The sequence below is a fragment of the Escherichia sp. MOD1-EC6098 genome, from assembly GCF_002965865.1.
Lineage (GTDB): Bacteria > Pseudomonadota > Gammaproteobacteria > Enterobacterales > Enterobacteriaceae > Escherichia > Escherichia marmotae.
Map to the genome: position 1 here is coordinate 104,646 of NZ_PTSN01000004.1, position 21,631 is coordinate 126,276.

Annotated in this window: 25 protein-coding genes; 10 read left to right on the plus strand and 15 right to left on the minus strand. The window is 48.1% G+C overall.

The genetic code is table 11. From position 1 onward, the window contains the following. Window positions 1–75: 75 nt before the first annotated feature. Both C0K55_RS06470 and C0K55_RS06475 read left to right on the plus strand, forming a co-directional pair. Entirely contained in the window at window positions 76–1,842 is a 1,767-nt protein-coding gene (locus C0K55_RS06470) for a terminase ATPase subunit family protein (protein WP_105266193.1), read from the plus strand. Continuing rightward, window positions 1,842–2,870 carry a phage portal protein gene (locus C0K55_RS06475; protein WP_105266192.1) on the plus strand — a complete coding sequence of 343 codons (1,029 nt, stop codon included), beginning with the start codon at window positions 1,842–1,844 and terminating at the stop codon, window positions 2,868–2,870. Before C0K55_RS06470 ends, C0K55_RS06475 begins: the two co-directional genes overlap by 1 nt. A 54-nt stretch (window positions 2,871–2,924) precedes the next feature. Here the strand turns inward: C0K55_RS06475 and C0K55_RS06480 are convergent, their stop codons facing one another. The 12 genes from C0K55_RS06480 to C0K55_RS06535 form a co-directional block, all read right to left on the minus strand. Continuing rightward, window positions 2,925–4,079: an RES family NAD+ phosphorylase gene (locus C0K55_RS06480; protein ID WP_105266191.1), complete on the minus strand. Its 1,155-nt coding sequence runs from the start codon at window positions 4,077–4,079 to the stop codon at window positions 2,925–2,927. A 279-nt stretch (window positions 4,080–4,358) separates the two neighbouring features. After that, on the minus strand, window positions 4,359–5,519 hold the full coding sequence (locus C0K55_RS06485) for a hypothetical protein (protein ID WP_025649912.1): 1,161 nt from the start codon (window positions 5,517–5,519) through the stop codon (window positions 4,359–4,361). A 170-nt stretch (window positions 5,520–5,689) separates the two neighbouring features. After that, a complete protein-coding gene (locus C0K55_RS06490) occupies window positions 5,690–5,878 on the minus strand; it encodes a hypothetical protein (RefSeq protein WP_025649910.1) in 189 nt (62 codons plus the stop codon). 152 nt (window positions 5,879–6,030) lie between these two features. Next, window positions 6,031–8,412: a replication endonuclease gene (locus tag C0K55_RS06495; protein ID WP_072833020.1), complete on the minus strand. Its 2,382-nt coding sequence runs from the start codon at window positions 8,410–8,412 to the stop codon at window positions 6,031–6,033. 56 nt (window positions 8,413–8,468) lie between these two features. After that, a complete protein-coding gene (locus C0K55_RS06500; protein WP_105266190.1) occupies window positions 8,469–9,479 on the minus strand; it encodes a phosphoadenosine phosphosulfate reductase domain-containing protein in 1,011 nt (336 codons plus the stop codon). Then, complete coding sequence (locus tag C0K55_RS06505) at window positions 9,476–10,324, minus strand: DNA adenine methylase (protein WP_072664519.1); 849 nt, start codon at window positions 10,322–10,324, stop codon at window positions 9,476–9,478. Before C0K55_RS06505 ends, C0K55_RS06500 begins: the two co-directional genes overlap by 4 nt. Further along, window positions 10,321–10,548 carry a TraR/DksA family transcriptional regulator gene (locus tag C0K55_RS06510; RefSeq protein ID WP_000752619.1) on the minus strand — a complete coding sequence of 76 codons (228 nt, stop codon included), beginning with the start codon at window positions 10,546–10,548 and terminating at the stop codon, window positions 10,321–10,323. The genes C0K55_RS06505 and C0K55_RS06510 overlap by 4 nt, the downstream gene beginning before the upstream one ends. Then, entirely contained in the window at window positions 10,548–10,781 is a 234-nt protein-coding gene (locus tag C0K55_RS06515; protein WP_001703803.1) for a DUF2732 family protein, read from the minus strand. Before C0K55_RS06515 ends, C0K55_RS06510 begins: the two co-directional genes overlap by 1 nt. Window positions 10,782–10,848: 67 nt before the next feature. Then, complete coding sequence (locus tag C0K55_RS06520; RefSeq protein WP_000963473.1) at window positions 10,849–11,190, minus strand: DUF5347 domain-containing protein; 342 nt, start codon at window positions 11,188–11,190, stop codon at window positions 10,849–10,851. Beyond that, a complete protein-coding gene (locus C0K55_RS06525; RefSeq protein WP_000956184.1) occupies window positions 11,154–11,354 on the minus strand; it encodes a phage filamentation protein Fil family protein in 201 nt (66 codons plus the stop codon). Before C0K55_RS06525 ends, C0K55_RS06520 begins: the two co-directional genes overlap by 37 nt. Window positions 11,355–11,361: 7 nt before the next feature. After that, window positions 11,362–11,871 carry a phage regulatory CII family protein gene (locus C0K55_RS06530; protein ID WP_000460893.1) on the minus strand — a complete coding sequence of 170 codons (510 nt, stop codon included), beginning with the start codon at window positions 11,869–11,871 and terminating at the stop codon, window positions 11,362–11,364. 32 nt (window positions 11,872–11,903) lie between these two features. After that, complete coding sequence (locus tag C0K55_RS06535) at window positions 11,904–12,125, minus strand: hypothetical protein (protein ID WP_001247707.1); 222 nt, start codon at window positions 12,123–12,125, stop codon at window positions 11,904–11,906. A gap of 125 nt (window positions 12,126–12,250) precedes the next feature. Between C0K55_RS06535 and C0K55_RS06540 the strand changes: the two genes are divergently transcribed. From C0K55_RS06540 to C0K55_RS06550, 3 genes are all read left to right on the plus strand, one after another. Continuing rightward, entirely contained in the window at window positions 12,251–12,820 is a 570-nt protein-coding gene (locus tag C0K55_RS06540; protein WP_105266189.1) for a phage repressor protein CI, read from the plus strand. A gap of 15 nt (window positions 12,821–12,835) precedes the next feature. Continuing rightward, window positions 12,836–13,027 carry a hypothetical protein gene (locus C0K55_RS06545; RefSeq protein ID WP_001321204.1) on the plus strand — a complete coding sequence of 64 codons (192 nt, stop codon included), beginning with the start codon at window positions 12,836–12,838 and terminating at the stop codon, window positions 13,025–13,027. Between the two features lie 186 nt (window positions 13,028–13,213). After that, the gene (locus C0K55_RS06550; protein WP_000290933.1) at window positions 13,214–14,266 is read left to right on the plus strand and encodes a phage integrase; all 1,053 of its coding nucleotides are present in this window, start codon (window positions 13,214–13,216) and stop codon (window positions 14,264–14,266) included. A gap of 35 nt (window positions 14,267–14,301) precedes the next feature. Here the strand turns inward: C0K55_RS06550 and C0K55_RS06555 are convergent, their stop codons facing one another. After that, a complete protein-coding gene (locus C0K55_RS06555) occupies window positions 14,302–14,907 on the minus strand; it encodes a TetR/AcrR family transcriptional regulator (RefSeq protein ID WP_105266188.1) in 606 nt (201 codons plus the stop codon). Between the two features lie 84 nt (window positions 14,908–14,991). Here C0K55_RS06555 and C0K55_RS06560 point away from each other — a divergent pair, with 84 nt between their 5' ends. The 3 genes from C0K55_RS06560 (at window position 14,992) to ybjH (ending at window position 17,384) form a co-directional block, all read left to right on the plus strand. Next, complete coding sequence (locus C0K55_RS06560) at window positions 14,992–16,200, plus strand: MFS transporter (RefSeq protein ID WP_010379705.1); 1,209 nt, start codon at window positions 14,992–14,994, stop codon at window positions 16,198–16,200. Next, window positions 16,200–17,015, plus strand: coding sequence for a Cof-type HAD-IIB family hydrolase (locus tag C0K55_RS06565; protein ID WP_001516070.1), 816 nt, complete (start codon window positions 16,200–16,202; stop codon window positions 17,013–17,015). Before C0K55_RS06560 ends, C0K55_RS06565 begins: the two co-directional genes overlap by 1 nt. 84 nt (window positions 17,016–17,099) lie before the next feature. Continuing rightward, complete coding sequence (gene ybjH / locus C0K55_RS06570; RefSeq protein WP_010379680.1) at window positions 17,100–17,384, plus strand: protein YbjH; 285 nt, start codon at window positions 17,100–17,102, stop codon at window positions 17,382–17,384. 40 nt (window positions 17,385–17,424) lie between these two features. Here the strand turns inward: ybjH and mdfA are convergent, their stop codons facing one another. Continuing rightward, window positions 17,425–18,657: a multidrug efflux MFS transporter MdfA gene (gene mdfA / locus C0K55_RS06575; RefSeq protein WP_105266187.1), complete on the minus strand. Its 1,233-nt coding sequence runs from the start codon at window positions 18,655–18,657 to the stop codon at window positions 17,425–17,427. A 285-nt stretch (window positions 18,658–18,942) separates the two neighbouring features. Between mdfA and ybjG the strand changes: the two genes are divergently transcribed. Both ybjG and deoR read left to right on the plus strand, forming a co-directional pair. Next, a complete protein-coding gene (ybjG, locus tag C0K55_RS06580) occupies window positions 18,943–19,539 on the plus strand; it encodes an undecaprenyl-diphosphate phosphatase (RefSeq protein WP_000892326.1) in 597 nt (198 codons plus the stop codon). 57 nt (window positions 19,540–19,596) lie between these two features. After that, window positions 19,597–20,355 (plus strand): DNA-binding transcriptional repressor DeoR, encoded by a 759-nt coding sequence (deoR, locus tag C0K55_RS06585; protein ID WP_000450142.1) that lies wholly within the window; start codon window positions 19,597–19,599, stop codon window positions 20,353–20,355. Window positions 20,356–20,402: 47 nt separating this feature from the next. On the opposite strand, the gene dacC is transcribed toward deoR, so the two are convergent. Then, a complete protein-coding gene (gene dacC / locus C0K55_RS06590) occupies window positions 20,403–21,605 on the minus strand; it encodes a serine-type D-Ala-D-Ala carboxypeptidase (RefSeq protein ID WP_001516066.1) in 1,203 nt (400 codons plus the stop codon). Window positions 21,606–21,631: the final 26 nt, after the last annotated feature.

The window sequence follows — 21,631 nt, forward strand, 5'->3', positions numbered from 1 at the left end:
TGCGCGGTATTTGTACCGACAACCACACAAACCGCAGGCGGGGAAAGCCTTCATTCAAGGCTGTAGGTTTGTGCCATGAACACCACACTGACACCCGCAGATCTCGATCCCCGTCGGCAGGCCATGCTGCTGTACTTTCAGGGATACCGCGTAGCCCGCATTGCTGAAATGCTGGGCGAGAAAGTTGCAACCGTTCACAGCTGGAAAAAACGCGACAAGTGGGGTGATTATGGGCCGCTGGATCAGATGCAGCTCACCACCGCCACACGCTACTGCCAGCTCATTATGAAGGAGCACAAAGAAGGGAAAGATTTCAAAGAGATTGACCTGCTGGCGCGCCAGTCGGAACGCCACGCGCAGATCGGCAAGTTTAACAATGGCGGCAACGAAGCCGACTTAAACCCTAACGTCGCCAACCGCAACAAAGGCCCACGCCGTCAGCCGGAAAAGAACGTTTTCACCGATGAACAGATTGAGAAGCTGGAAGAAATTTTCCATTCCTCCATGTTCAACTACCAGCGCCACTGGTGGGAAGCCGGAAAAACCAACCGCATCCGCAACCTGCTGAAGTCACGCCAGATCGGCGCGACCTTTTACTTTGCCCGTGAAGCCCTGATTGACGCCCTGCTTACCGGACGTAACCAGATTTTCCTTTCTGCCAGCAAGGCACAGGCCCACGTCTTTAAGCAGTACATCATCGACTTCGCCAAAGAAGTGGAGGTGGAGCTGAAAGGCGATCCGATGGTGCTTCCTAACGGGGCCACGCTTTACTTCCTCGGCACCAATGCCCGCACGGCCCAGAGTTACCACGGCAACCTGTATCTGGATGAATATTTCTGGATACCGAAATTCCAGGAGTTACGCAAAGTGGCTTCCGGTATGGCTATTCACAAAAAATGGCGACAAACCTATTTTTCCACGCCATCCAGCCTGACACACAGTGCTTATCCGTTCTGGTCCGGTGCGCTATTCAACCGTGGGCGCAACAAAGCCGATAAGGTGGACATCGACCTGTCCCACAGCAATCTGGCCCCCGGCCTGCTGTGCGCAGACGGGCAATACCGCCAGATAGTCACCGTGGAAGATGCGGTGCGCGGCGGCTGTAACCTGTTCGATCTCGACCAGTTGCGCATGGAGTACAGCCCGGACGAATACCAGAACCTGCTGATGTGTGAGTTCGTGGACGATCTCGCGTCCGTGTTCCCGCTCAGCGAGCTGCAGGCGTGCATGGTGGACAGTTGGGAAGTCTGGACCGACTTTCATGCACTGGCGCTGCGCCCGTTTGGCTGGCGCGAGGTTTGGATCGGTTATGACCCGGCAAAAGGTACGCAGAACGGCGACAGCGCCGGATGCGTGGTGGTGGCACCGCCAGCCGTGCCGGGCGGTAAGTTCCGCATTCTTGAGCGTCACCAGTGGCGCGGGATGGACTTCCGCGCCCAGGCTGACGCCATCAAAAAACTGACCGAACAGTATAACGTGACCTATATCGGCATCGACTCGACCGGCGTCGGTCACGGGGTTTACGAGAACGTGAAAGCGTTTTTTCCTGCCGTCAGGGAGTTTGTCTACAACCCCAACGTTAAAAACGCCCTGGTACTCAAGGCCTACGACATTATCAGCCACCGCCGTCTGGAGTTTGACGCCGGGCACACCGACATTGCGCAGTCATTCATGGCAATCCGTCGCGCAACCACCGCCAGTGGCAACCGCCCAACCTATGAAGCCAGCCGCAGCGAAGAAGCCAGCCACGCCGATCTGGCCTGGGCAACGATGCACGCACTGTTTAACGAACCGCTGCAGGGCGAGTCCGCCAATACCAGCAATATTGTGGAGATTTTTTGATGGGAAAGAGTAAGAAAAACCGCGCAGCGGAGATGAATCAGATCCAGCATAAAAGCCAGACTTCAGCCGAAGCATTCAGCTTCGGCGATCCCGTTCCTGTTCTGGACCGTCGCGAACTGCTGGACTATGTGGAATGCGTACAGATGGATCGCTGGTATGAGCCGCCTGTGAGTTTCGACGGCCTGGCGCGAACCTTCCGCGCCGCCGTACACCACAGCTCACCGATTGCAGTAAAGTGCAACATTCTGACCAGCACCTATATCCCTCACCCGCTGCTCAGCCAGCAGGCTTTTTCACGTTTTGTGCAGGACTATCTGGTATTTGGTAACGCCTACCTGGAGAAACGCACGAACCGCTTCGGTGAAGTTATCGCCCTTGAACCTGCGCTGGCAAAATACACCCGACGCGGATTAGACCTGGATACCTACTGGTTTGTGCAATACGGCATGACCACGCAGCCGTATCAGTTCACGAAAGGCAGCATTTTTCATCTGATGGAACCGGACATCAACCAGGAGATCTACGGCCTGCCAGGCTATCTTTCTGCCATTCCATCCGCCCTGCTCAACGAGTCTGCCACGCTGTTCCGCCGTAAGTATTACATCAACGGCAGCCATGCAGGCTTCATCATGTACATGACCGACGCCGCGCAGAATCAGGAGGATGTGAACAATCTCCGCAACGCGATGAAAAGCGCCAAAGGTCCAGGCAACTTCCGCAACCTGTTTATGTACTCGCCTAACGGCAAAAAGGACGGCCTTCAGATCATCCCTTTGTCAGAAGTTGCGGCGAAGGATGAGTTTCTGAATATCAAGAACGTGAGCCGTGATGACATGATGGCTGCGCACCGCGTGCCGCCGCAGATGATGGGGATTATGCCGAATAATGTTGGGGGATTTGGGGATGTGGAGAAGGCCGCAAATGTTTTTGTACGTAACGAACTATTACCATTACAAAAGAGGATGGAGGAATTTAATGATTGGCTAGGGGAAGACCTAATCACATTCAATCCATATTATTTTACTTAACATTCGGATCCAGCCCCGAGAAAATACAAACTTTTTCAACGGGGCAACCCTCACTTACTCAACTTCCTCATAATAAATTTCCCACTGGTCATTCATTCCTACAACTTGTTTTTCCTCGTAAGTATACTGAACTCTATCAATTTCAATCACTTTTGAGGTTCCTTCTATAAATTCCATGTCCGAAGGATTAAAAACAACCAAATTCTTTCCTTCACCAACTGTACTTGAAAATTGAATACCATCGTACCCTTCCTTTCTTATACAATCGGATATAAGTTGTGACACGCTATATCTACCTTCTAAGGAAGGCGGGGTTGCAGTATTAAAAATACCCGCCATTTTAGCATATGGAATCATAGCTAATAGACTGTCATCATCCTCAATGAATCCTAAAAAATTCGGGTGTGAAAAATCGAATACTTTTAATGCTCTTGCAACTCTAAAGGTGCCAATTGAAACAACATCTGTTGGATGCGGTCGAACTTCCGCAATCGCGGTATAGCTATCTGTAGCACAATAAAGATATGAAACCCCCACTCTATTGGCCCTACCAGACGTTGCCCTAAGTGGAGGCACTGCTCCTATTTCCTTGTCTTTAAATGGAACAAATATTTTCTTTCCTTCACGGCTGAATTCTTGAAAAGCAACTTTATAACCAGCAGTTCCGACTCTTGCTCTATAGACTACCGAACTCCCTTCAATAGTCTTAGCGAAGTTATCATCATAGCTGCTTATAATACTCCTTAACTCATCTTCAAAATCATGATAATTTCTTTCTGAAAGTTTTTTCGATAACGACTCTAAAAATGGCTGATGTGAATTCTTGATAGACATATATGGCATATTATATGTTCTATCAACTCCATATCCTGCATAAAGATTAATTTCATTTTCCACATAAAAACCCATATTCCACAATTCGCCATCAAGGTCCCCAAGAGCTTCATCTTGCTCCTGTATATCTTTAGAAAAAATAAAATCATCTGCTAAAAGAAAACCCGTAAAATTATCACCACCAAAATGAGTATTATAATCAACCTCATCATAAAAATATCTCACTATAGCCTTCAGCAAGTTATGTACTTCAAGTGATTCAGTATCTAAACAAATATTATCTGAACCACAAAAAGCACAAGTACTATGAATGTTTTGCAAACGCATTAAGTTTTTAATATTTGATTCGATAATATGATTTTCGCAGATAAACATTATAATCCCCCTTAATTACCCCTTAGATACTAATTATTGCCGTTTGGGACTGCGCGCGCAATCGTATCCCCGCCACGCCTACCCGCTTTATGCAGTGGTTTTCATGCGCCTGCATGACATATGCAACAGCCCGCCAGCTCAGGCTGGCATCAGCGAAAACGATCGTCATACTATCATGCGATCTCATGCGCCATATGAAGTTTTCCTGACACAGCCTTGGGTTGGGATAACACCTAACTCAGGAAGATTTTTTGTGTGTTTGTAACCCGCACCTAGAGTTTACCAATCCATGTTTGCGGCATTATCCATCTCACGAGTTAAGTAATTAACCAATAAGTCCATATTCCTTTCTGATTTCATCGCCTCCGCATAGGTTCCATTAGTTACGTAAGATAGTATTAAAGGACATCCAGATTCAATATAAATTTTTGCTGGGGACAGTTCTCCCTGCCACAAATTTTCAAGAAAATCGTTAATTAATTGCATTGCTTCAGGTGCCAAAAAATGCACACCATTTCCAAACTTGAAACGTTCTTTATTTTCTCGATGAGGCAGCAATAGTGGCACAGCCCCTACACTTGAGTGAAATTCCAATGCTTGCCCATCCTTACCGAAGGCGCCATGGGCTACAAAATTACGCACCTGTTTTCTGAGTATAAGTAAACGATCATAGAATGATTTTAGACTGGAAGAGTTAATATCAATGGCTAATTTGAATTTCTCCCCCCATTCTTTTCCAACTTTATCAGCCACATCATTCCCATTTTTTATCTCACCCTTCAAGATTGCAATAAGAATGAAAACATGCTCGGTCCAATTGAAAAATGACTCAATTGCAGACGTTGCTAACCACATAGCCTCTCTTCGGAGTTCAATTATCTTATTTGATTGTTCAAAAGTGGATTGTAACAGGCTGAAAAAATTATCAGACTTAAACTCACTATCAACTTCCAGTTTAGACTCTTGGCCAGCAGCAACTTCATCAAGCTTCTGTTTATATAGCTCTAAAAAATAGCAAAACCTATCATAAAGAGAATTAGCATTGTTATTAACATTTAGATTTGAAGTCTTTGCTGCATTGTCTGCAAGCGAGTCAAAAAATTTCGTAGCAGCTTTAACCCCTGCGCAAATATGTCTCAAAACAGTTTTAGCTTGCTCTATATCATCATCACTCTTGATAAATATATCTAAACCAAGTTTACGATGTTCTATAATTACGACAGTCCCATCAATCCGGACTGGGATAGAAAAAGAAATCTTCTCATCAACCCCACGATTTTTAAATTTCAGTAAATCTACCAAAAGAAAATAAACGAGATAATACGGAGGTAATGAGTCTCCCAAACCCGAGCGCTTACCCCAAAAATATTCATCAAGCTCGGCAGACTCCATTGTCCCTATGACTCTTCGGACGCGTTCTTCAACTTTAGCCAGATCCATTCCCCACACCGCCTTTCAATATCACTTAAGGTATTACAGCCAATGACATCGATTAAATACAGCGTAGATAATAGGCAACTTGCTACTGTTTTCAAGGGCTTTCTGTTTCAATCCTTAGTTGACCTTGCTGACGCGAGAATCTAGTTCTCACGCCAGCAACGCCCCTGCTGCTAACCGGGAAGATCCATTACACGGTTATATTCATGGGCACGAATTTTCGCCATCAACTCATCAGTCAGCTCTGAAACCCACTGCAGAGCCAGCCCCTTCTCTTCATCACTACACTCACTAGCCGCTACAAGCTTAAGAAAAAAATCAATGCGCTGGAGCTTCAAAGACTCCAAAAAATAGTCCTGCATCTTTCCTCCTATGACACCAAAACAATACTGTATACATAACCACTGTTTATATTTACAGTATATAATAATCTTACTGATGTAAAACGTTTTTTTACGCTCATCAGCCTGATATGCCTGGTATTATTAAGAGCACGAATTGTTAACCCGCGTAATTAATACAGGTTCCGCCACTTGTCATCTTCCTGCAAACGCTGGTTCCGATAGAAGATACGCAGGCCTGCTCCTGACGGAATACTGCCGCCGCGAAGGAGTAAATCGACCTCTTTCTCGCTGCCATCAAATCCTCTGGACCTCAGTTCATAGACGAGCTGCTGTCGCTGATGGTCTGTAATTCGCTGTTTGTAGTCTTTACGCCGTTTCGGTTTCACCTGGCGTAACCTTGCAGCCAGTTCCCGGCGCTCTTTTTTGCTCATACTGTGCAGGTAATCGTGCAACTCCTTGTCATTCATACGGGTAATATCCGTTCTGGAGTCCCCATCAGCTGATTTGTCTTTCCCTTGTTGGTTCAAATTTTCAGCAAGGGGACAGTTATTGCCACGAGTCCAAGGGGCGCAAGCGCCCTGGTCGGCTGCCGCCTCCTGAACGTCAACGGCCTTACGAACCATTTTCCACTTCACGGCATGAGTGCAGATCTTGCCCTCTGCAATGGGTGACCAGATGCCATAAATACGAATGCCGTGATCGCCATAGGCGGTCGGCTCTTCGTTAATTTCATAAGCGGTTCTGATGAGGTGATATTTGCGGGGAACCAGTACGCCGCCCTGCTTCATGATGTAGGTGGCAAAACAACCAGCATCAGCAGCAGCCAGGATGGCATCAAGGCGCGGGTTATCCAGTACCGGCGCACCTGCTTTTTTGTCGCCCTGTTGCCTTGCCGCCTGACCAGCCAGCAATCGCAGTTCACGGTAAGCCTGACGCCCCGGAATGCCAAAGAAGCGGAATTGCTGAACACGATGCAGAGACGCCCAGGCATTAACGTATTCAGCGTTATCACGCAGGGATTTACCCGTTTCCTTGCTGATCTCGCCAGCCAGACCACGCCCGTCAATGTTCTTACTGATGTATTTCGCGATGTAGCTTGTTGGCGTACCTTTGCGCGGGTTTATCAGCTCAGACTTAAAGCGTGGTCCCGTGTTATTACCCAGCTCCTCGCGGTCTTCACGAATGGCAAACTTACGCAACAAAGCAGTAATGGCGCGGCGATCTTTTTTGCGCATAAAACACAACAGGTGCCAGTGAACTGTACCGTCATGATGCGGCTCAGCCACCCGCACGCCATACCAGCGCAATCCGGCTTTGTGCATCGCCTTACGAAATGCAGCAAACATGCCGACCAGATAATCACTGCTTTGTCTTACCGTCGCATTTGTCCAGGTCGGGTTGGGCCTGCCGTTATTTAGCGTGGAATGGAAACGTGACGGACAGGTGATGGTGTAGAAAACGGCGCAGTCACTGCGCATTTCCGCGATAAGCTCCAGACCTTTAACACAGGCCATCATCTCATTGCGGCGATGCGCCGGGTTGCTGCTGCTGGCGTTTACCACATCTTCCATATCCAGCGTGTCGCCGTTTTCGTTCACCAGTTCATGAGAACGGAAAAACTCCAGCGACTTACGGCGCTGCTCACGTTTATGCATCACGGCTTCATAGCTGACATAGGGAGATGCTTTTTTGCTGACCAGGCAGACAGCACGCAACTGCTCTTCCCGCCATTCGCAGCGCATCTTCCATAATTTCCGATACCACCAGTCGGCACACAACATACGCGCCAGCGAACCCGGAATGAGTTCATAGGGCACGGGTTTGCGACGCTTTCTTTTCCGACGAAGTTGCTCAAACGCAGGCGGGATAACATCCAGTCGCAGGGTTTCCGCTGCCACCTTTTCCCATGTCTTGCGGATTTCTTCTGGCTTAACATCATCGGTGGCGTACAAATCACCACAAGCGGCATCAAGGCACATGCTCATATGCGCAGCTACCAGGGTGGACAGGCGTTTCACCTGATCCTGACTCATTTCAGGCAGGATCAGCAGGCCGTCCAGCCCTTCATGGCTCGCCATAAAGCGAAAAGAAGTGGATAGCTGACTGTCGCGTACATGCTCCAGCCGTTCCAGACATGGCTTAATCGTCTCACGCAAATAGCGGGAATAAGCCTTTGGCCTGCCCAGGCTGCTGAAGTATTCAATACGTTGCATCAGCGGCTTGCTGATATGGGAAGGCTGGGCGTTAACGTCCGCCAGAATGACCATGTCCGGATTAAAACGCTGCTGCTCATGCGCCAGCTTTGCCCGGCTAATGAGCTTATCCTGCTCCATTTCGCGTTGGACAGGATCACGGGATTCATTAAAGAAATAACGCTCCCAGACCTGATCACTCAGTGCCTCGCGGCGCACTTGTTCCTGCTCGTTATCGGCAGCGTACAGAGTGATCAGGTTTGAAAGCGCAGAAACCGGCGCAACTTCCGCCGGGTCCAGATAAGGGTTAATGGCTTTCTTAGGTAAATTCCACGAATAACCCCCGGCAGAATTCTCAATGCTACCGGAAGTTACACTGACAAATGGATCGGCAAGACGGCCTGTGCTGATCTCTGTCACTCACAGACTCCTGCATATACACTGCTGCACACCGCTTTATCATTCATGCCTGCCAGCAGGTCAAACTGCATACCGCCCCGAGTCGTTAAGGCCCAGTCCCGATAAGTTTCAATGCCATAAGCATCAACAGTTATGACTTCGATCCGTTTTTCATCACGGCGCGGATCATGCGTGGATGGAAAGAACGTTGAATTGCCACGTCTTGAACATTCCGCAACCAGTCTTTCCCACTCAGCCACTCGGCGGATTTCTTCTGGCCAGCGTTGGAAAATCTCAGCAAGTTCTGACTTGCGAGCATGAATACATGGCATACAACCGACACGACTGCATCCCTGCATATAAAGGGGGTTAGGCTTAATGCCATGACGTTTGGCAATAGCAAACACATCCTCATGCAGCCAATTAAGGATCGGACGATAAACATGCAGGCCCAGAGTATTGTCTGCATCGTCCTCCCACTCAGGCAACAATGCACGTTCCGGTGATTCCTGCCCCCGGACTCCTTGCCAGCTGATTACCTCATCGTATTCATCCAGAGCCGGATCGATTACCTGTGTACGTATTGGTTCATGTTTCAGTTCAAAAGTGCAGAAACGAGCTTTTGTTGAAGGGAAGCGACCTTTCCACATGCACAAATCAAGAAACGGAACGCCGGTTGGTTTAAGGATTTCCAGTGCCCGGTAAATACGTTCCTCAGCCTCATCTGTCGACATACCACATTCCTCAACGAGAGAAATGGGCCACTTTTCCGCAATGAATTTACGTTTCCCTTCTATCTGGCGTGTGAAATCCGCTTTGACGCGAATAATCTTGCCCAGCTTTGATTCCAGATAATCCAGATATTCTATTGTCTGTGGATGTTCATGACCCGTATCGGCAAATACAGAAATATGCGGAACATCGTTTTCAATGGCTCTTAACCATTGAGCGAGACTATCTTTGCCACCAGAAGTAGTGATGATGTTAATGGTGCTTGAGGCAAAGCAACGCGGATCGATAGCATTCATGCGCGTACCTCAACGGTACGGTCAGAGCCGCTGGCAAAATCGACACCAAACCACCCAGCTGATTTGGTGGCAATGATTTCTGTTGCAGATTTACTCTCGCCAGCTGACACGCCAATGCTGCGTTTTGACTTGATGTAGTGGTGAGTGAAATTGCGATACAGCGAACGGATCAGGGATGTGTCACTGTTAGAAACAATGACCGGATGACCTTCAGATGATCGATGTTCAAGAACGGATGCCAGGTGATACTGGTCATCTTCAGTGAAGCCATCAGTGTGATAGCCGGAAAACGTACCGTCATAAGGCGGATCGCAATACACCACATCCCCCACCTTCAACATCGCCAGCGTTTCATCAAAGCTGGCGCAGATAAACGTTGCCTGCTGGGCTTTCTCTGCAAATGCGCGAATTTCTTTTTCAGGGAAATACGGATTTTTATAATTACCGTAGGGAATGTTGAAATACCCGCTCTTGTTATAGCGACATAACCCACGGTAACCATGACGATTGAGATACAGAAAATATACCGCTTTCATGAAATCAGTAATTTCAGTGGAGTAATTAAACTCCTGCCTTATGTTGTAATAAGCCACCTCCCTGTTTGCTTCCTCAAATAAAGCTCTGGCACGAGATATAAACGCCTCACAATCAGCAGCAACCTTTTTATAGAGGTTGATTAAATCAGGATTAATATCCGCAACAAGATAGCTGGGGTAATCCGTCTCCATCATCACTGCACAGGAACCCGCGAAAGGTTCAACCAGTCGCGGGCCAGCAGGAAGATGCTTTTTCAGTTCGGACATTATGGCGGTTTTATTTCCCGCCCATTTCAGGATGGTGCTCATACAGCACCTCCGTTGTAATGTTTGCCTTTCAGCTCTGCGATTTCCTGACAGGTAATGCAAAGCTGCACACCCGGAATGGCACGACGGCGTGCTGGCGGAATTGGCGCTTCACACTCAACGCAAAGCACGCGGGACACGCCCGGCGTTTTGGCACGGGCAGCACGGATATGACGTTGGCGTTCTTCTTCAACTCGCTGCTGGACGAGATCCATTGCATCAGCCATCAGTGGATCTCCTGCGCTTCGTTCTGGATTGCTTCAGCAGTCACACGCAGCAGTTCTGCCGCTTCGACGTGGTTTAACTGGCGGGATGTGATATGACACGCCAGGCGATCAAGGCGAGCTGCCATTGCTTCAGCCCTTGCCCGGCGTTCTTCCAGACGAGCCTCTGTCAGTAAAATATTAAGCCCTGCGTCATCCGGTCCGGTTTTAGTCGTGAGGGTATCAATATTACGCATAATCAATTCTCCTGAATTTAGATAAAGGGATGCCCGGCGGGTTTACGCCATTAATTTCATTAGTTGGTTAATTCGGCATGGTTAGCCGTCTGGGAAATAAGCTCACCACTGCACGAAAATGATTCATTGCTTTAATCAGCTCCCGCTTTTCGTCAGTGGTCAGCTCATTAATGCTGATGCTATGACGTTCAGCTGGAATTTTTGCCATAAAGAATATGGCAGCCAGTGCCCGTTTATTTTGTTCATTATTGATATCCCGTGGATCACGCATATCTTTAATAAACCGCTCAAGCTCTGACTCAATATTCAGGCCAAAAACTTTCGCCCTTAACTCCGCAATGTGATTAAGTCCATTCAGGCGTTCACCGGGGCTTAATGGAACAGTCGCCGCAGCGCCTTCAATAGCCATTGGTTCCCCCGTTTTTTCGTTGATAGTTCTGCCAGCAATTCATCTTGTGAACGGCACGGATGCCAGCGTTTACCATCCTCACCCATGATCCAGCCGTGACCGTAGTGCATTGCCGGACTTTGTTTTACCAGCAGCGATGCAAATGATGGTTCTTTCGTCAGCATAAGCACCTCACAGCAAACCGAATGAAGCACCGAGGCCAGTCACGGTATCAACTGCACTCGCCATCGCAGGATTAGCCTGTAAACGGGCCTGCAATGAAACAGCAGCCAGCGCCATCAGTCGTGTAACAGAGTTAATGCTGCTGATCGCATCACGACGGCCTGCACTGGTTTTTACATCGCCAGAAACCGCACCTGCCGCGACACGCCCTATCTCTGCAGTTGCACTCATGACGTAATGCGGCAGTTTCTCTTTTGCCACCTCATTAATCGGTACACATGGCAGGCAGTGAATCTGTGCCAGAAAGCCATCTACCAGCGTTGAATCTTCAGTCAGATCGGTAAGCAACCAGATTTCTGGTGCGGTTAATAAATGAGGTTGAGCTGGGTTCAGCTTGTTCCGCAGAATCTGCACATTCATGCCTGCACGTTCTGCCAGTTGCACTAGGTTGTGGCGCAATGCGAATGCACGACAGGCTTCATCAAAATGTGGATGTTTGGAAACTTGGTAATCAAACATGGTCAATGCCTCTGATGTATTTCAGAATCGAACTAATTAAGGTTTAGATTGCATTCTGAAAGCGCATCAACGGTCATGGCTGCTATGTTGATCATCACTTTTTCACGTTTTTTATCTTTGCGCAGACGGTGACGGATAAGGCGTCCGTCAGCCAACATGTCATTGATGGTATCGATGGACAGCCCTGTCAGCTCGCTATAGCGTTCAATAGTCACATGAGGCGTGGTAAGAGTGATTGAAATGTTAGGTCTCATGATGCAACATTCCTCGTTTAATGATGATTAATCAGGACGAATACGGATCGTTTGTATTTTGTGAACACCATAAACATACGATCGCACAATGAAATCGTCAAGATAAAAGTTCACTTGGAGTGACCATGAATTTGGAGAAAGGCGGACGAGGCGCTATAGAGCGCATGGTAGAAGCTTATGGATTCAAAACTCGACAGGCGTTGTGCGATCATTTAGGAATCTCTAAAAGTACACTCGCCACACGCTACATGCGTGACTCATTCCCAGCAGAATGGGTAATCCAGTGCGCCCTTGAAACGGGCACCTCGCTTAATTGGCTCACAACCGGACATGGTTCAAAGCAAACTTCAGGTAATACAAATACTATGGAAGTTGCTAAATATGTATTATCTGATGGTGCCTTGCGTGAAGACGGTTTTTATATTTTTGATAAGGGATTTCTACCCTCTACGTTTAAAAAACCTTTTGTCATCACAGATAACAATTCTAAATTTATTTGTGATAAAGAATTTGATGATATACGTGACGGTAAATGGGTAATAAGTATTGATGGCGAAATAACAATCCGCGACATTACTCGTTTACCCGGTGGAAGAATCTTCGTTGAAGGTGGAAACAGAGCCTTCGAGTGCAAGATAGAAGATGTTGAAATAATTGGGAAAATTATAAGTTTAACAATTAAGTACGTTAAGTAATACCGGGAGGAAACTATGCTTGGTAAGGTATTTTTTGTGGTTTTATCATGCTCTTTGTTATTAAACCCACTAACTACCTATGCTAAAAATTATCCTTGTTCTGGGAAAAAGGGAGGTGTCTCTCACTGTACCTCCGATGGAAAGTTCGTTTGCAATGATGGAACTATTAGTAAATCAAAAAAAATCTGTACTAAAAACTCGCGATAAATTTTGCTTTTATATCTGCGCCTAATATAACAATGAGCCGCAGGCTAACCGCAAAAGTCACATACTCACATAGCAAAAAATAGCCAACTTCATTATGGCTTCAGTGAGATGTATGGTCGCAGGATTTCATACATTGACACTGGTTATACATACAGTAAAAATGCTCTCTATTGGAGGGCATTTTTTATGGCAGTACGAAAACTCACCACAGGAAAATGGCTTTGCGAATGTTACCCCGCCGGACGTAGTGGGCGTCGTGTGCGTAAACAATTCGCCACCAAAGGCGAAGCTCTGGCTTTTGAGCGCCATACGATGGAAGAAACCGAAGCAAAGCCCTGGCTGGGAGAATCAGTGGATCGTCGAACACTGAAAGACGTGGTTGAGCTATGGTTCAAACTACATGGTAAATCTCTAACCGCTGGGCAGCATGTCTATGACAAATTGCTGTTGATGGTTGACGCTCTGGGCAATCCCCTTGCAACCGATCTCACCTCTAAAATGTTTGCCCACTATCGAGATAAACGCCTGACAGGTGAGATCTACTTCAGCGAGAAATGGAAGAAAGGAGCAAGCCCGGTCACCATTAACCTGGAGCAAAGCTATCTAAGTAGTGTTTTTAGCGAACTATCCCGCCTGGGCGAATGGTCGTATCCAAACCCACTGGAGAACATGCGAAAATTCACCATCGCAGAAAAAGAGATGGCATGGCTTACCCATGAGCAGATTGTTGAACTGCTGGCTGATTGCAAACGTCAGGACCCAATTCTGGCACTGGTAGTCAAGATATGCTTAAGCACAGGCGCACGCTGGCGAGAAGCAATAAACCTTACCCGATCACAGGTGACTAAATACCGAATTACCTTTGTAAGAACGAAGGGGAAGAAAAACAGAAGCATCCCTATCAGTAAAGAGCTTTATGAAGAGATCATGGCGCTTGATGGGTTCAATTTCTTCACAGACTGCTATTTTCAATTTTTATCCGTGATGGAAAAAACGTCAATCGTGCTCCCTCGCGGTCAACTGACACACGTTCTGCGCCATACGTTTGCGGCGCATTTCATGATGTCGGGTGGAAATATCCTTGCTTTGCAAAAAATCCTCGGACATCACGATATAAAAATGACTATGCGTTACGCTCATCTGGCACCGGATCATCTGGAAACGGCGCTCCGTTTCAATCCTCTGGCAACGCTGCCAAGTGGCGACAAAGTGGCGGCAGCGGTTGGCATTACCCCGTAATAACCACCACTGACCACCAACCTAACTTATTGTTTTTAATCTAACTTATTGTTTTCATTAACCCGTTTACATAAATGGGTTTTTTGTTGCCTGAAATTTATCTCCAGCCCTGCCACTCGCTCCACCATCCTCAAAATCTCCTCATGCGATAGCGGCTTACGGTCGGTGACAAAATGCAGACTCATCCCTTCAATAAAAGCATCCAGCGCCCGGGCAGTTTCCGGTTCAAACCATTGTTCAAGCGTTTGCTGACTACGCTGCATCCTGTTTTGCATCACCGTTTTTAATAGCGGTTTTCGGCTGGCCAATGCGTAGAGCTGGTACATCAGTTCCATGTTATCCGGCGTTGCGACCTGCGAGCTGTAGATCATGTCTGTTATGGCCTGGCAGGCGCTGGGGGCGTCATTGACATCATCAAAAAAAGCCTGATATTGCCGCGACATCGTCTGCGTAAAACGGCTAAACGCTTCCAGCAACAACTCATCAATTCCTGAAAAATAGTAGGTCATTGATCCTAACGGCACTCCGGCGAGGGTAGCGATTTTACGGTGCGTAACGGCATGTATCCCGTAAAGTTTCACTGCCTCCAGCGTGGCCTGAATGATTTTTTCTCGCCGTTGGGGATCATTAGCGCGGCGCATATTTTTACCCTCTCTCTGCAATTGTGTACAAATGTACACAACCTTGCTAAGGTTGTCTTCCCTCTTCTTTTTTTGACGTGATCTATGACAGTAAATTCTTCACGTAATGCCTTGAAACGCCGTACCTGGGCGTTGTTTATGTTCTTCTTTTTGCCAGGACTGCTAATGGCTTCCTGGGCCACCCGCACGCCAGCAATTCGGGATATTCTCTCTGTCTCTATCGCTGAAATGGGCGGTGTACTCTTTGGCCTGTCGATAGGTTCGATGAGCGGTATCCTCTGCTCGGCGTGGTTAGTGAAACGCTTTGGGACGCGTAATGTCATTCTGGTCACTATGTCCTGCGCTTTGATCGGGATGATGATATTAAGTCTGGCGCTCTGGCTGACATCCCCCGTCCTCTTTGCCGTTGGTCTTGGTGTCTTTGGAGCCAGTTTTGGTTCCGCTGAAGTGGCGATAAACGTTGAAGGCGCAGCCGTTGAGCGAGAAATGAATAAAACGGTTTTGCCTATGATGCACGGCTTTTATAGCCTGGGCACGCTGGCAGGCGCTGGTGTCGGGATGGCGTTGACAGCCTTTGGTGTTCCGGCAACTGTACATATTTTGTTGGCGGCACTGGCGGGCATCGCACCTATTTATATTGCTATTAAGGCAATCCCTGGCGGTACGGGCAAAAACGCTGCCGATGGCTCACAGCATGACGAAAAAGGTGTGCCTTTTTACCGTGACATCCAGTTGCTGTTGATTGGTGTCGTAGTACTGGCAATGGCTTTTGCAGAAGGCTCTGCCAACGATTGGTTACCCTTATTAATGGTTGATGGCCACGGTTTTAGTCCAACGTCAGGCTCACTGATTTATGCCGGTTTCACATTGGGGATGACCGTTGGACGCTTCACCGGTGGCTGGTTCATCGACCGTTACAGCCGCGTTGCCGTAGTACGTGCCAGTGCCTTGATGGGTGCGTTGGGTATCGGACTGATTATTTTTGTCGATAGCGCATGGGTCGCTGGGGTGTCTGTTGTGCTTTGGGGATTGGGCGCTTCTCTGGGCTTCCCACTAACCATTTCTGCCGCCAGCGATACCGGCCCCGATGCGCCGACCCGCGTCAGCGTAGTGGCAACGACGGGTTATCTGGCATTCCTCGTCGGGCCGCCACTGCTGGGCTATCTCGGAGAACATTATGGATTACGTAGTGCAATGCTGGTTGTGCTGGCGCTGGTTATTCTTGCGGCTATTGTCGCTAAAGCCGTCGCCAAACCCGATACAAAAACGCAAACTGCGATGGAGAATAGTTGATGGGCATTAAATTAATTGCGGTAGATATGGACGGTACTTTCTTAAGCGATCAAAAAACCTATAACCGTGAGCGGTTTATGGCCCAGTATCAGCAGATGAAAGCACAAGGTATTCGCTTTGTGGTCGCCAGTGGAAATCAATATTATCAGTTAATTTCGTTCTTTCCCGAAATTGCCAATGAAATTGCCTTTGTGGCGGAAAACGGCGGCTGGGTGGTGAACGAAGGCAAAGATGTTTTTAATGGCGAACTGTCGAAGGACGCATTTTCCACTATTGTGGAGCATTTACTGACGCGCCCGGAGGTGGAAATTATTGCCTGTGGAAAAAATAGCGCCTATACCCTGAAAAAGTATGACGCCGAAATGAAGGCCGTGGCGGAGATGTACTATCATCGCCTGGAATATGTCGATAACTTTGACAATATCGACGATATCTTCTTCAAGTTTGGGTTAAATCTCTCTGACGAACTGATTCCGCAAGTGCAAAAAGAGTTACATGATTCTATTGGCGATATTATGGTGCCAGTCCATACCGGCAACGGTAGTATCGATTTGATTATCCCCGGCGTACATAAAGCCAATGGCCTGCGTCAACTCCAGAAATTATGGGGCATAGACGACAGCGAAGTGGTGGTTTTTGGCGATGGCGGTAATGATATTGAGATGCTGCGTCAGGCGGGCTTTAGCTTTGCAATGGAAAATGCTGGCAACGCAGTCGTAGCGGCGGCGAAATACCGTGCAGGCTCCAATAACCATGAAGGCGTACTGGACATTATCGATAAAGTTCTTAAACACGAAGCGCCATTTAATCAATAAAACGGCAGCACGCCCGGCAACACAATGCCTGAATGAAGGATGCATAATCCGCGGAAATTACCCTTCTGGATTATTTCAGGCGAAATGATGATGAAAAAATGTGTACTGCTGGGCGCGTTTCTGTTGAGTTTTACTGGTGTGGCAATGGCGCAAAGTGTCACCGTTGATGTGCCGAGTGGATACAAAGTGGTGGTGGTCCCTGATTCAGTCAGCGTTCCGCAAGCCGTCAGCGTTGCCAGCGTGCCGCAAACCGTATACGTAGCCCCTACGCCAGCTCCGGCTTACCGTGCACATCCATATGTCCGTCACCTTGCCAGCGTAGGCGAAGGGATGGTAATCGAACATCAGATCGACGACCATCACCACTAATCCCTGAATGCCTGATTGTATAAAACAACCAGGCATTTTCTTATCCGTCGTTAGAATTTCCTGTTTGTTTATCTTTTAAAAAGATAAACATCAGCAGCAGCCACAAAACTCCGTTGGCAAGATTAAACAGATTAAACAATCCATTACCGCCATTCAGCCAGGCATGTTTACTGATCTCAATACCTACGGTAAAGATCAGCATTTGCAACATCCCCATCGCCGCCGATACCGTCCCTTTACTCATATCACTGGCGAACAACGTTAAACGCACCAGCCCTGCATTCGCCAGACCAATACCAAAAGCATAAATACTTAACCCGGCGGTCATCCATAAATACGCGTGCGATGAGATGACCGTGGCCGCTGCGGCGACCAGCAGACCAATCATAATCGGCCAGCCCCCCATAATAATCAGCGAACGTACGGTATGGCGCGAGGTCAGACGTGCCAGCAGCAAATTACCCGCAATTAACGCGCCGAAAATGGGCACTTGCAGCAAACCATATTCATAGCTACTCAACTGTTCACCGGTGATGATGATAATCGGTGACTGGGCAATCCACGCCAGTAACGGCAGACTGACAAATCCCAGCGCCAGCGCTCCTGCAACAAAGCGGCTGTTCTTCAGTACCAGCTTATAGTCTCGACCAAGCTCTTTCAGCGACAGTTTCTCGCCAATGCGCGTAGCCGTTTCTGGCATCGCACGTTGCAGACCGAAGAAGGAGATCGCCGCCAATGCAGCAAACAACACAAACATCCCTTCCCAGGGCAACACATGAATCCACGCGGCACCCACCAATGGCCCGAGTAACGGAGCAATCAGCGCCACATTCGCCATCAGCGCGGTGATCTTGATACAAACCGCCTCTTCAAAAGATTCCTGAATCGCGGCGTAACCCACAGCGCCAATGAAACAGAGGCTTATCCCCTGTAGAAAGCGCAACAGCGTGAATTGTTCAATGTTTTGCGCCAGTAATATCGCCAGGCAGGTGATTATGAACCACACCACGCCAGCTAACATTACCGGACGGCGACCAATACGATCCGACAGTGGTCCTAACAGCCACTGTAAAAACATCCCTCCCGCCAGGTAAGCGGTCATCGAAGTAGGAACCCAGTCAATACCCGCCTGATACTGCTCCACCACGGCGAGCATACCGGGTTGAATCATATCGTTGCCGATATAGGTCGAGAATTCGTAGAGCACCAGACAGAGGGGGAAAAGTAATGCCTGACGCCCAAGTCTGGCACCTGTTGCTAATTTATTTTGCATGCAATTTCTTCGCCAATAATAATCGCGCAAATTTTAATAAAAGCGTGGCAAACGAGAAAGCAAATTTTGTAGCTGAAACCACGGTTAAGCACATTCTTACGTTATTCCGAGTATAGCCCCCCTTTCTTTAAGCTTTATTTAATTTCTTCGCGTTACCATTCTCTGCTGTAAGCCAATCCGGTTGAGGTAAATAAGACGATGCCGCTTTACCCTGTTTAACAAGCGATTTATTCTCATCGACTTGCCTGATGGCTGCCCACTAATCACCTTTTGAGTCTGAAAGTTATGCTGGAAAATCTGAATTATTCATTATTCTCTCTTATTAATGCGACGCCAGACTCATCCGCATGGATGATTTCGTTAGCAATTTTTATTGCCAAAGATTTAATTACCGTGGTGCCATTGTTGGCTACGGTGCTTTGGCTATGGGGATTTACGGCGCAACGACAACTGGTGATAAAAATCGCCATCGCGCTAGCGGTCAGTCTGTTTGTTTCCTGGACGATGGGCCATCTGTTTCCGCATGACCGTCCATTTGTCGAGAATGTCGGCTATAACTTCCTGCATCATGCAGCAGATGACTCTTTCCCGAGCGATCATGGCACGGTGATATTTACCTTTGCGCTGGCATTTTTATGCTGGCATCGTTTGTGGTCAGGAGCAATCCTCATGGTACTGGCGGTAGTTATTGCCTGGTCGCGCGTTTATCTCGGTGTTCACTGGCCGCTGGACATGCTTGGTGGATTGTTGGCGGGAATGATTGGTTGCCTTAGCGCCCAGATTATCTGGCAAGCTGTGGGATCCAGGCTCTACCAGCGGCTGCAATTGTGGTATCGCATCTGTTTCGCCTTACCAATACGTAAAGGCTGGGTGCGTGGCTGATTTCTGATAAAAAGTGTAATATCAGGCGGCTCGCTTCAATAACAATTCAGAGGGATTATGGAAACACGTCGCGAAGAGCGTATCGGGCAATTACTGCAAGAATTAAAACGCAGCGATAAGTTACATCTGAAGGACGCCGCCACCCTGCTCGGGGTTTCAGAGATGACGATTCGCCGCGATTTGAATAACAACAGCGCCCCCGTCGTATTACTCGGCGGTTATATCGTTCTGGAACCGCGCAGTGCCAGCCATTACCTGTTAAGCGATCAAAAATCCCGTCTGGTGGAAGAAAAACGCCGGGCGGCAAAACTGGCTGCGACGCTGGTAGAACCCGATCAGACCCTCTTTTTTGACTGTGGCACTACCACGCCGTGGATTATTGAAGCGATAGATAATGAAATCCCTTTCACCGCCGTTTGTTATTCACTAAATACCTTTCTGGCACTGAAAGAGAAACCCCATTGCCGGGTGTTTCTTTGCGGCGGTGAATTTCATGCCAGTAACGCCATTTTTAAACCCGTCGATTTTCAGTTGACGTTGAATAATTTCTGTCCAGATATCGCTTTTTATTCCGCAGCCGGAGTGCATATCAGTAAAGGTGCTACCTGTTTTAATCTTGAAGAGTTGCCGGTAAAACACTGGGCCATGTCGATGGCGCAAAAGCATGTGCTGGTTGTCGACCACAGTAAGTTTGGCAAGGTACGCCCGGCACGCATGAGTGACCTGAAACGATTTGATATTGTGGTAAGCGATCGTTGCCCGGAAGATGAGTATGTGAAGTACGCACAGACGCAGCATATTAAGTTGATGTATTGATGATGCATAACCGGATGACGTTAACGCGTCATCCGGTCATCAGAAGATTAAGAGAACCAGCCGCCGAACCACTGATGGAATTTCATCATTACGAAGTCCCACATCCGACCAAAGAATCCGCCCTCTTCCACATTTTCCATCACGATCAGCGGACGCTGTTCAATCGACTTGCCGTTAAGCTGGAAATCAATAGTGCCGACGACCTGACCTTTTTTCAGCGGTGCGGTAAGCTGCGGTTCCGTTAACGTGTAACTGGCTTTCAGGTTTTTCAGTTGCCCACGAGGGATGGTCACCGATCCCCCTTCACCGGCACCGAGATTCACTTCGCTCTTATCACCAAACCAAACCCGCTGAGTCACAAAGGTGGCATCAGGTTTAATTGGTGTCACGGTTTCAAAGAAGCGGAAACCCCAGGTCAGTAATTTCTCAGACTCATTAAAACGGATACGGTCAGTTTTCGCCCCCAGCACCACAGAGATCAAACGCATATCACCCTGGGTAGCCGAAGCGACCAGATTGTATCCCGCACCTGCCGTGGTTCCGGTCTTCATACCATCAACATTAACGTTACTGCTCCACAACAGGCGATTACGGTTAGGTTGGCGAATTTTGTTAAAGGTAAACTCTTTCTCTTTATGAATGGCATACTCTTCCGGTACATCGTGAATTAACGCTTTACCCAGCAATGCCATATCGCGCGCGGTACTAAACTGCCCCGGTGCATCCAGGCCGTGTACCGTCTGGAAGGTGGTGTTGGTCAGGCCCAGTTTCTTCGCATAACCATTCATCAAACCAATAAATGATTCCTGGCTGCCCGCAACATAATCTGCCAGTGCAATACAGGCATCATTACCGGACTGAATGATCACACCTTTATTCAAATCCGCCACAGAGACCTGATCGCCCGGTTTAAGAAACATGACCGATGAACCGCGCAGCGCTGGATTGCCCGTTGCCCAGGCATCTTTACCGACCGTCACCATATCGGTGAGTTTGATCTTATCGGCCTTAAGCGCCTGTCCAACCACATAGCTGGTCATGATTTTAGTCAGGCTTGCGGGGTCCAGTTTCTCATCCGCATTGCCTTCTGCCAGCACTTTGCCGCTGGCATAATCCATTAAAATCCATGCACGCGCATCCACGCTCGGCGCTTCAACGGTCTGTTCCGCCGCAAATGCCGTTGGGGCAAAAAGGAATAAAAATGCAGAACCCGCTGCAAGACCACGAAGGAAAGAGGAGTATTGCGTCATAAATGCCACCCGAGTATCCATTCAAA

Bases quoted from the DNA above. Each gene is read 5' to 3' on its own strand.
- C0K55_RS06565 (WP_001516070.1), top strand. From the start codon at position 16,200: ATGGGCATTAAATTAATTGCGGTAGATATGGACGGTACTTTCTTAAGC.
- C0K55_RS06515 (WP_001703803.1), bottom strand. From the start codon at position 10,781: ATGCGTAATATTGATACCCTCACGACTAAAACCGGACCGGATGACGCA.
- C0K55_RS06510 (WP_000752619.1), bottom strand. From the start codon at position 10,548: ATGGCTGATGCAATGGATCTCGTCCAGCAGCGAGTTGAAGAAGAACGC.
- C0K55_RS06560 (WP_010379705.1), top strand. From the start codon at position 14,992: ATGACAGTAAATTCTTCACGTAATGCCTTGAAACGCCGTACCTGGGCG.
- C0K55_RS06550 (WP_000290933.1), top strand. From the start codon at position 13,214: ATGGCAGTACGAAAACTCACCACAGGAAAATGGCTTTGCGAATGTTAC.
- C0K55_RS06545 (WP_001321204.1), top strand. From the start codon at position 12,836: ATGCTTGGTAAGGTATTTTTTGTGGTTTTATCATGCTCTTTGTTATTA.
- C0K55_RS06500 (WP_105266190.1), bottom strand. From the start codon at position 9,479: ATGAATGCTATCGATCCGCGTTGCTTTGCCTCAAGCACCATTAACATC.
- C0K55_RS06525 (WP_000956184.1), bottom strand. From the start codon at position 11,354: ATGCTGACGAAAGAACCATCATTTGCATCGCTGCTGGTAAAACAAAGT.
- dacC (WP_001516066.1), bottom strand. From the start codon at position 21,605: ATGACGCAATACTCCTCTTTCCTTCGTGGTCTTGCAGCGGGTTCTGCA.
- C0K55_RS06520 (WP_000963473.1), bottom strand. From the start codon at position 11,190: ATGGCTATTGAAGGCGCTGCGGCGACTGTTCCATTAAGCCCCGGTGAA.
- C0K55_RS06485 (WP_025649912.1), bottom strand. From the start codon at position 5,519: ATGGATCTGGCTAAAGTTGAAGAACGCGTCCGAAGAGTCATAGGGACA.
- C0K55_RS06530 (WP_000460893.1), bottom strand. From the start codon at position 11,871: ATGTTTGATTACCAAGTTTCCAAACATCCACATTTTGATGAAGCCTGT.
- ybjG (WP_000892326.1), top strand. From the start codon at position 18,943: ATGCTGGAAAATCTGAATTATTCATTATTCTCTCTTATTAATGCGACG.
- C0K55_RS06505 (WP_072664519.1), bottom strand. From the start codon at position 10,324: ATGAGCACCATCCTGAAATGGGCGGGAAATAAAACCGCCATAATGTCC.
- C0K55_RS06470 (WP_105266193.1), top strand. From the start codon at position 76: ATGAACACCACACTGACACCCGCAGATCTCGATCCCCGTCGGCAGGCC.
- ybjH (WP_010379680.1), top strand. From the start codon at position 17,100: ATGATGATGAAAAAATGTGTACTGCTGGGCGCGTTTCTGTTGAGTTTT.
- C0K55_RS06480 (WP_105266191.1), bottom strand. From the start codon at position 4,079: ATGTTTATCTGCGAAAATCATATTATCGAATCAAATATTAAAAACTTA.
- C0K55_RS06555 (WP_105266188.1), bottom strand. From the start codon at position 14,907: ATGCGCCGCGCTAATGATCCCCAACGGCGAGAAAAAATCATTCAGGCC.
- mdfA (WP_105266187.1), bottom strand. From the start codon at position 18,657: ATGCAAAATAAATTAGCAACAGGTGCCAGACTTGGGCGTCAGGCATTA.
- C0K55_RS06540 (WP_105266189.1), top strand. From the start codon at position 12,251: ATGAATTTGGAGAAAGGCGGACGAGGCGCTATAGAGCGCATGGTAGAA.
- deoR (WP_000450142.1), top strand. From the start codon at position 19,597: ATGGAAACACGTCGCGAAGAGCGTATCGGGCAATTACTGCAAGAATTA.
- C0K55_RS06490 (WP_025649910.1), bottom strand. From the start codon at position 5,878: ATGCAGGACTATTTTTTGGAGTCTTTGAAGCTCCAGCGCATTGATTTT.
- C0K55_RS06535 (WP_001247707.1), bottom strand. From the start codon at position 12,125: ATGAGACCTAACATTTCAATCACTCTTACCACGCCTCATGTGACTATT.
- C0K55_RS06475 (WP_105266192.1), top strand. From the start codon at position 1,842: ATGGGAAAGAGTAAGAAAAACCGCGCAGCGGAGATGAATCAGATCCAG.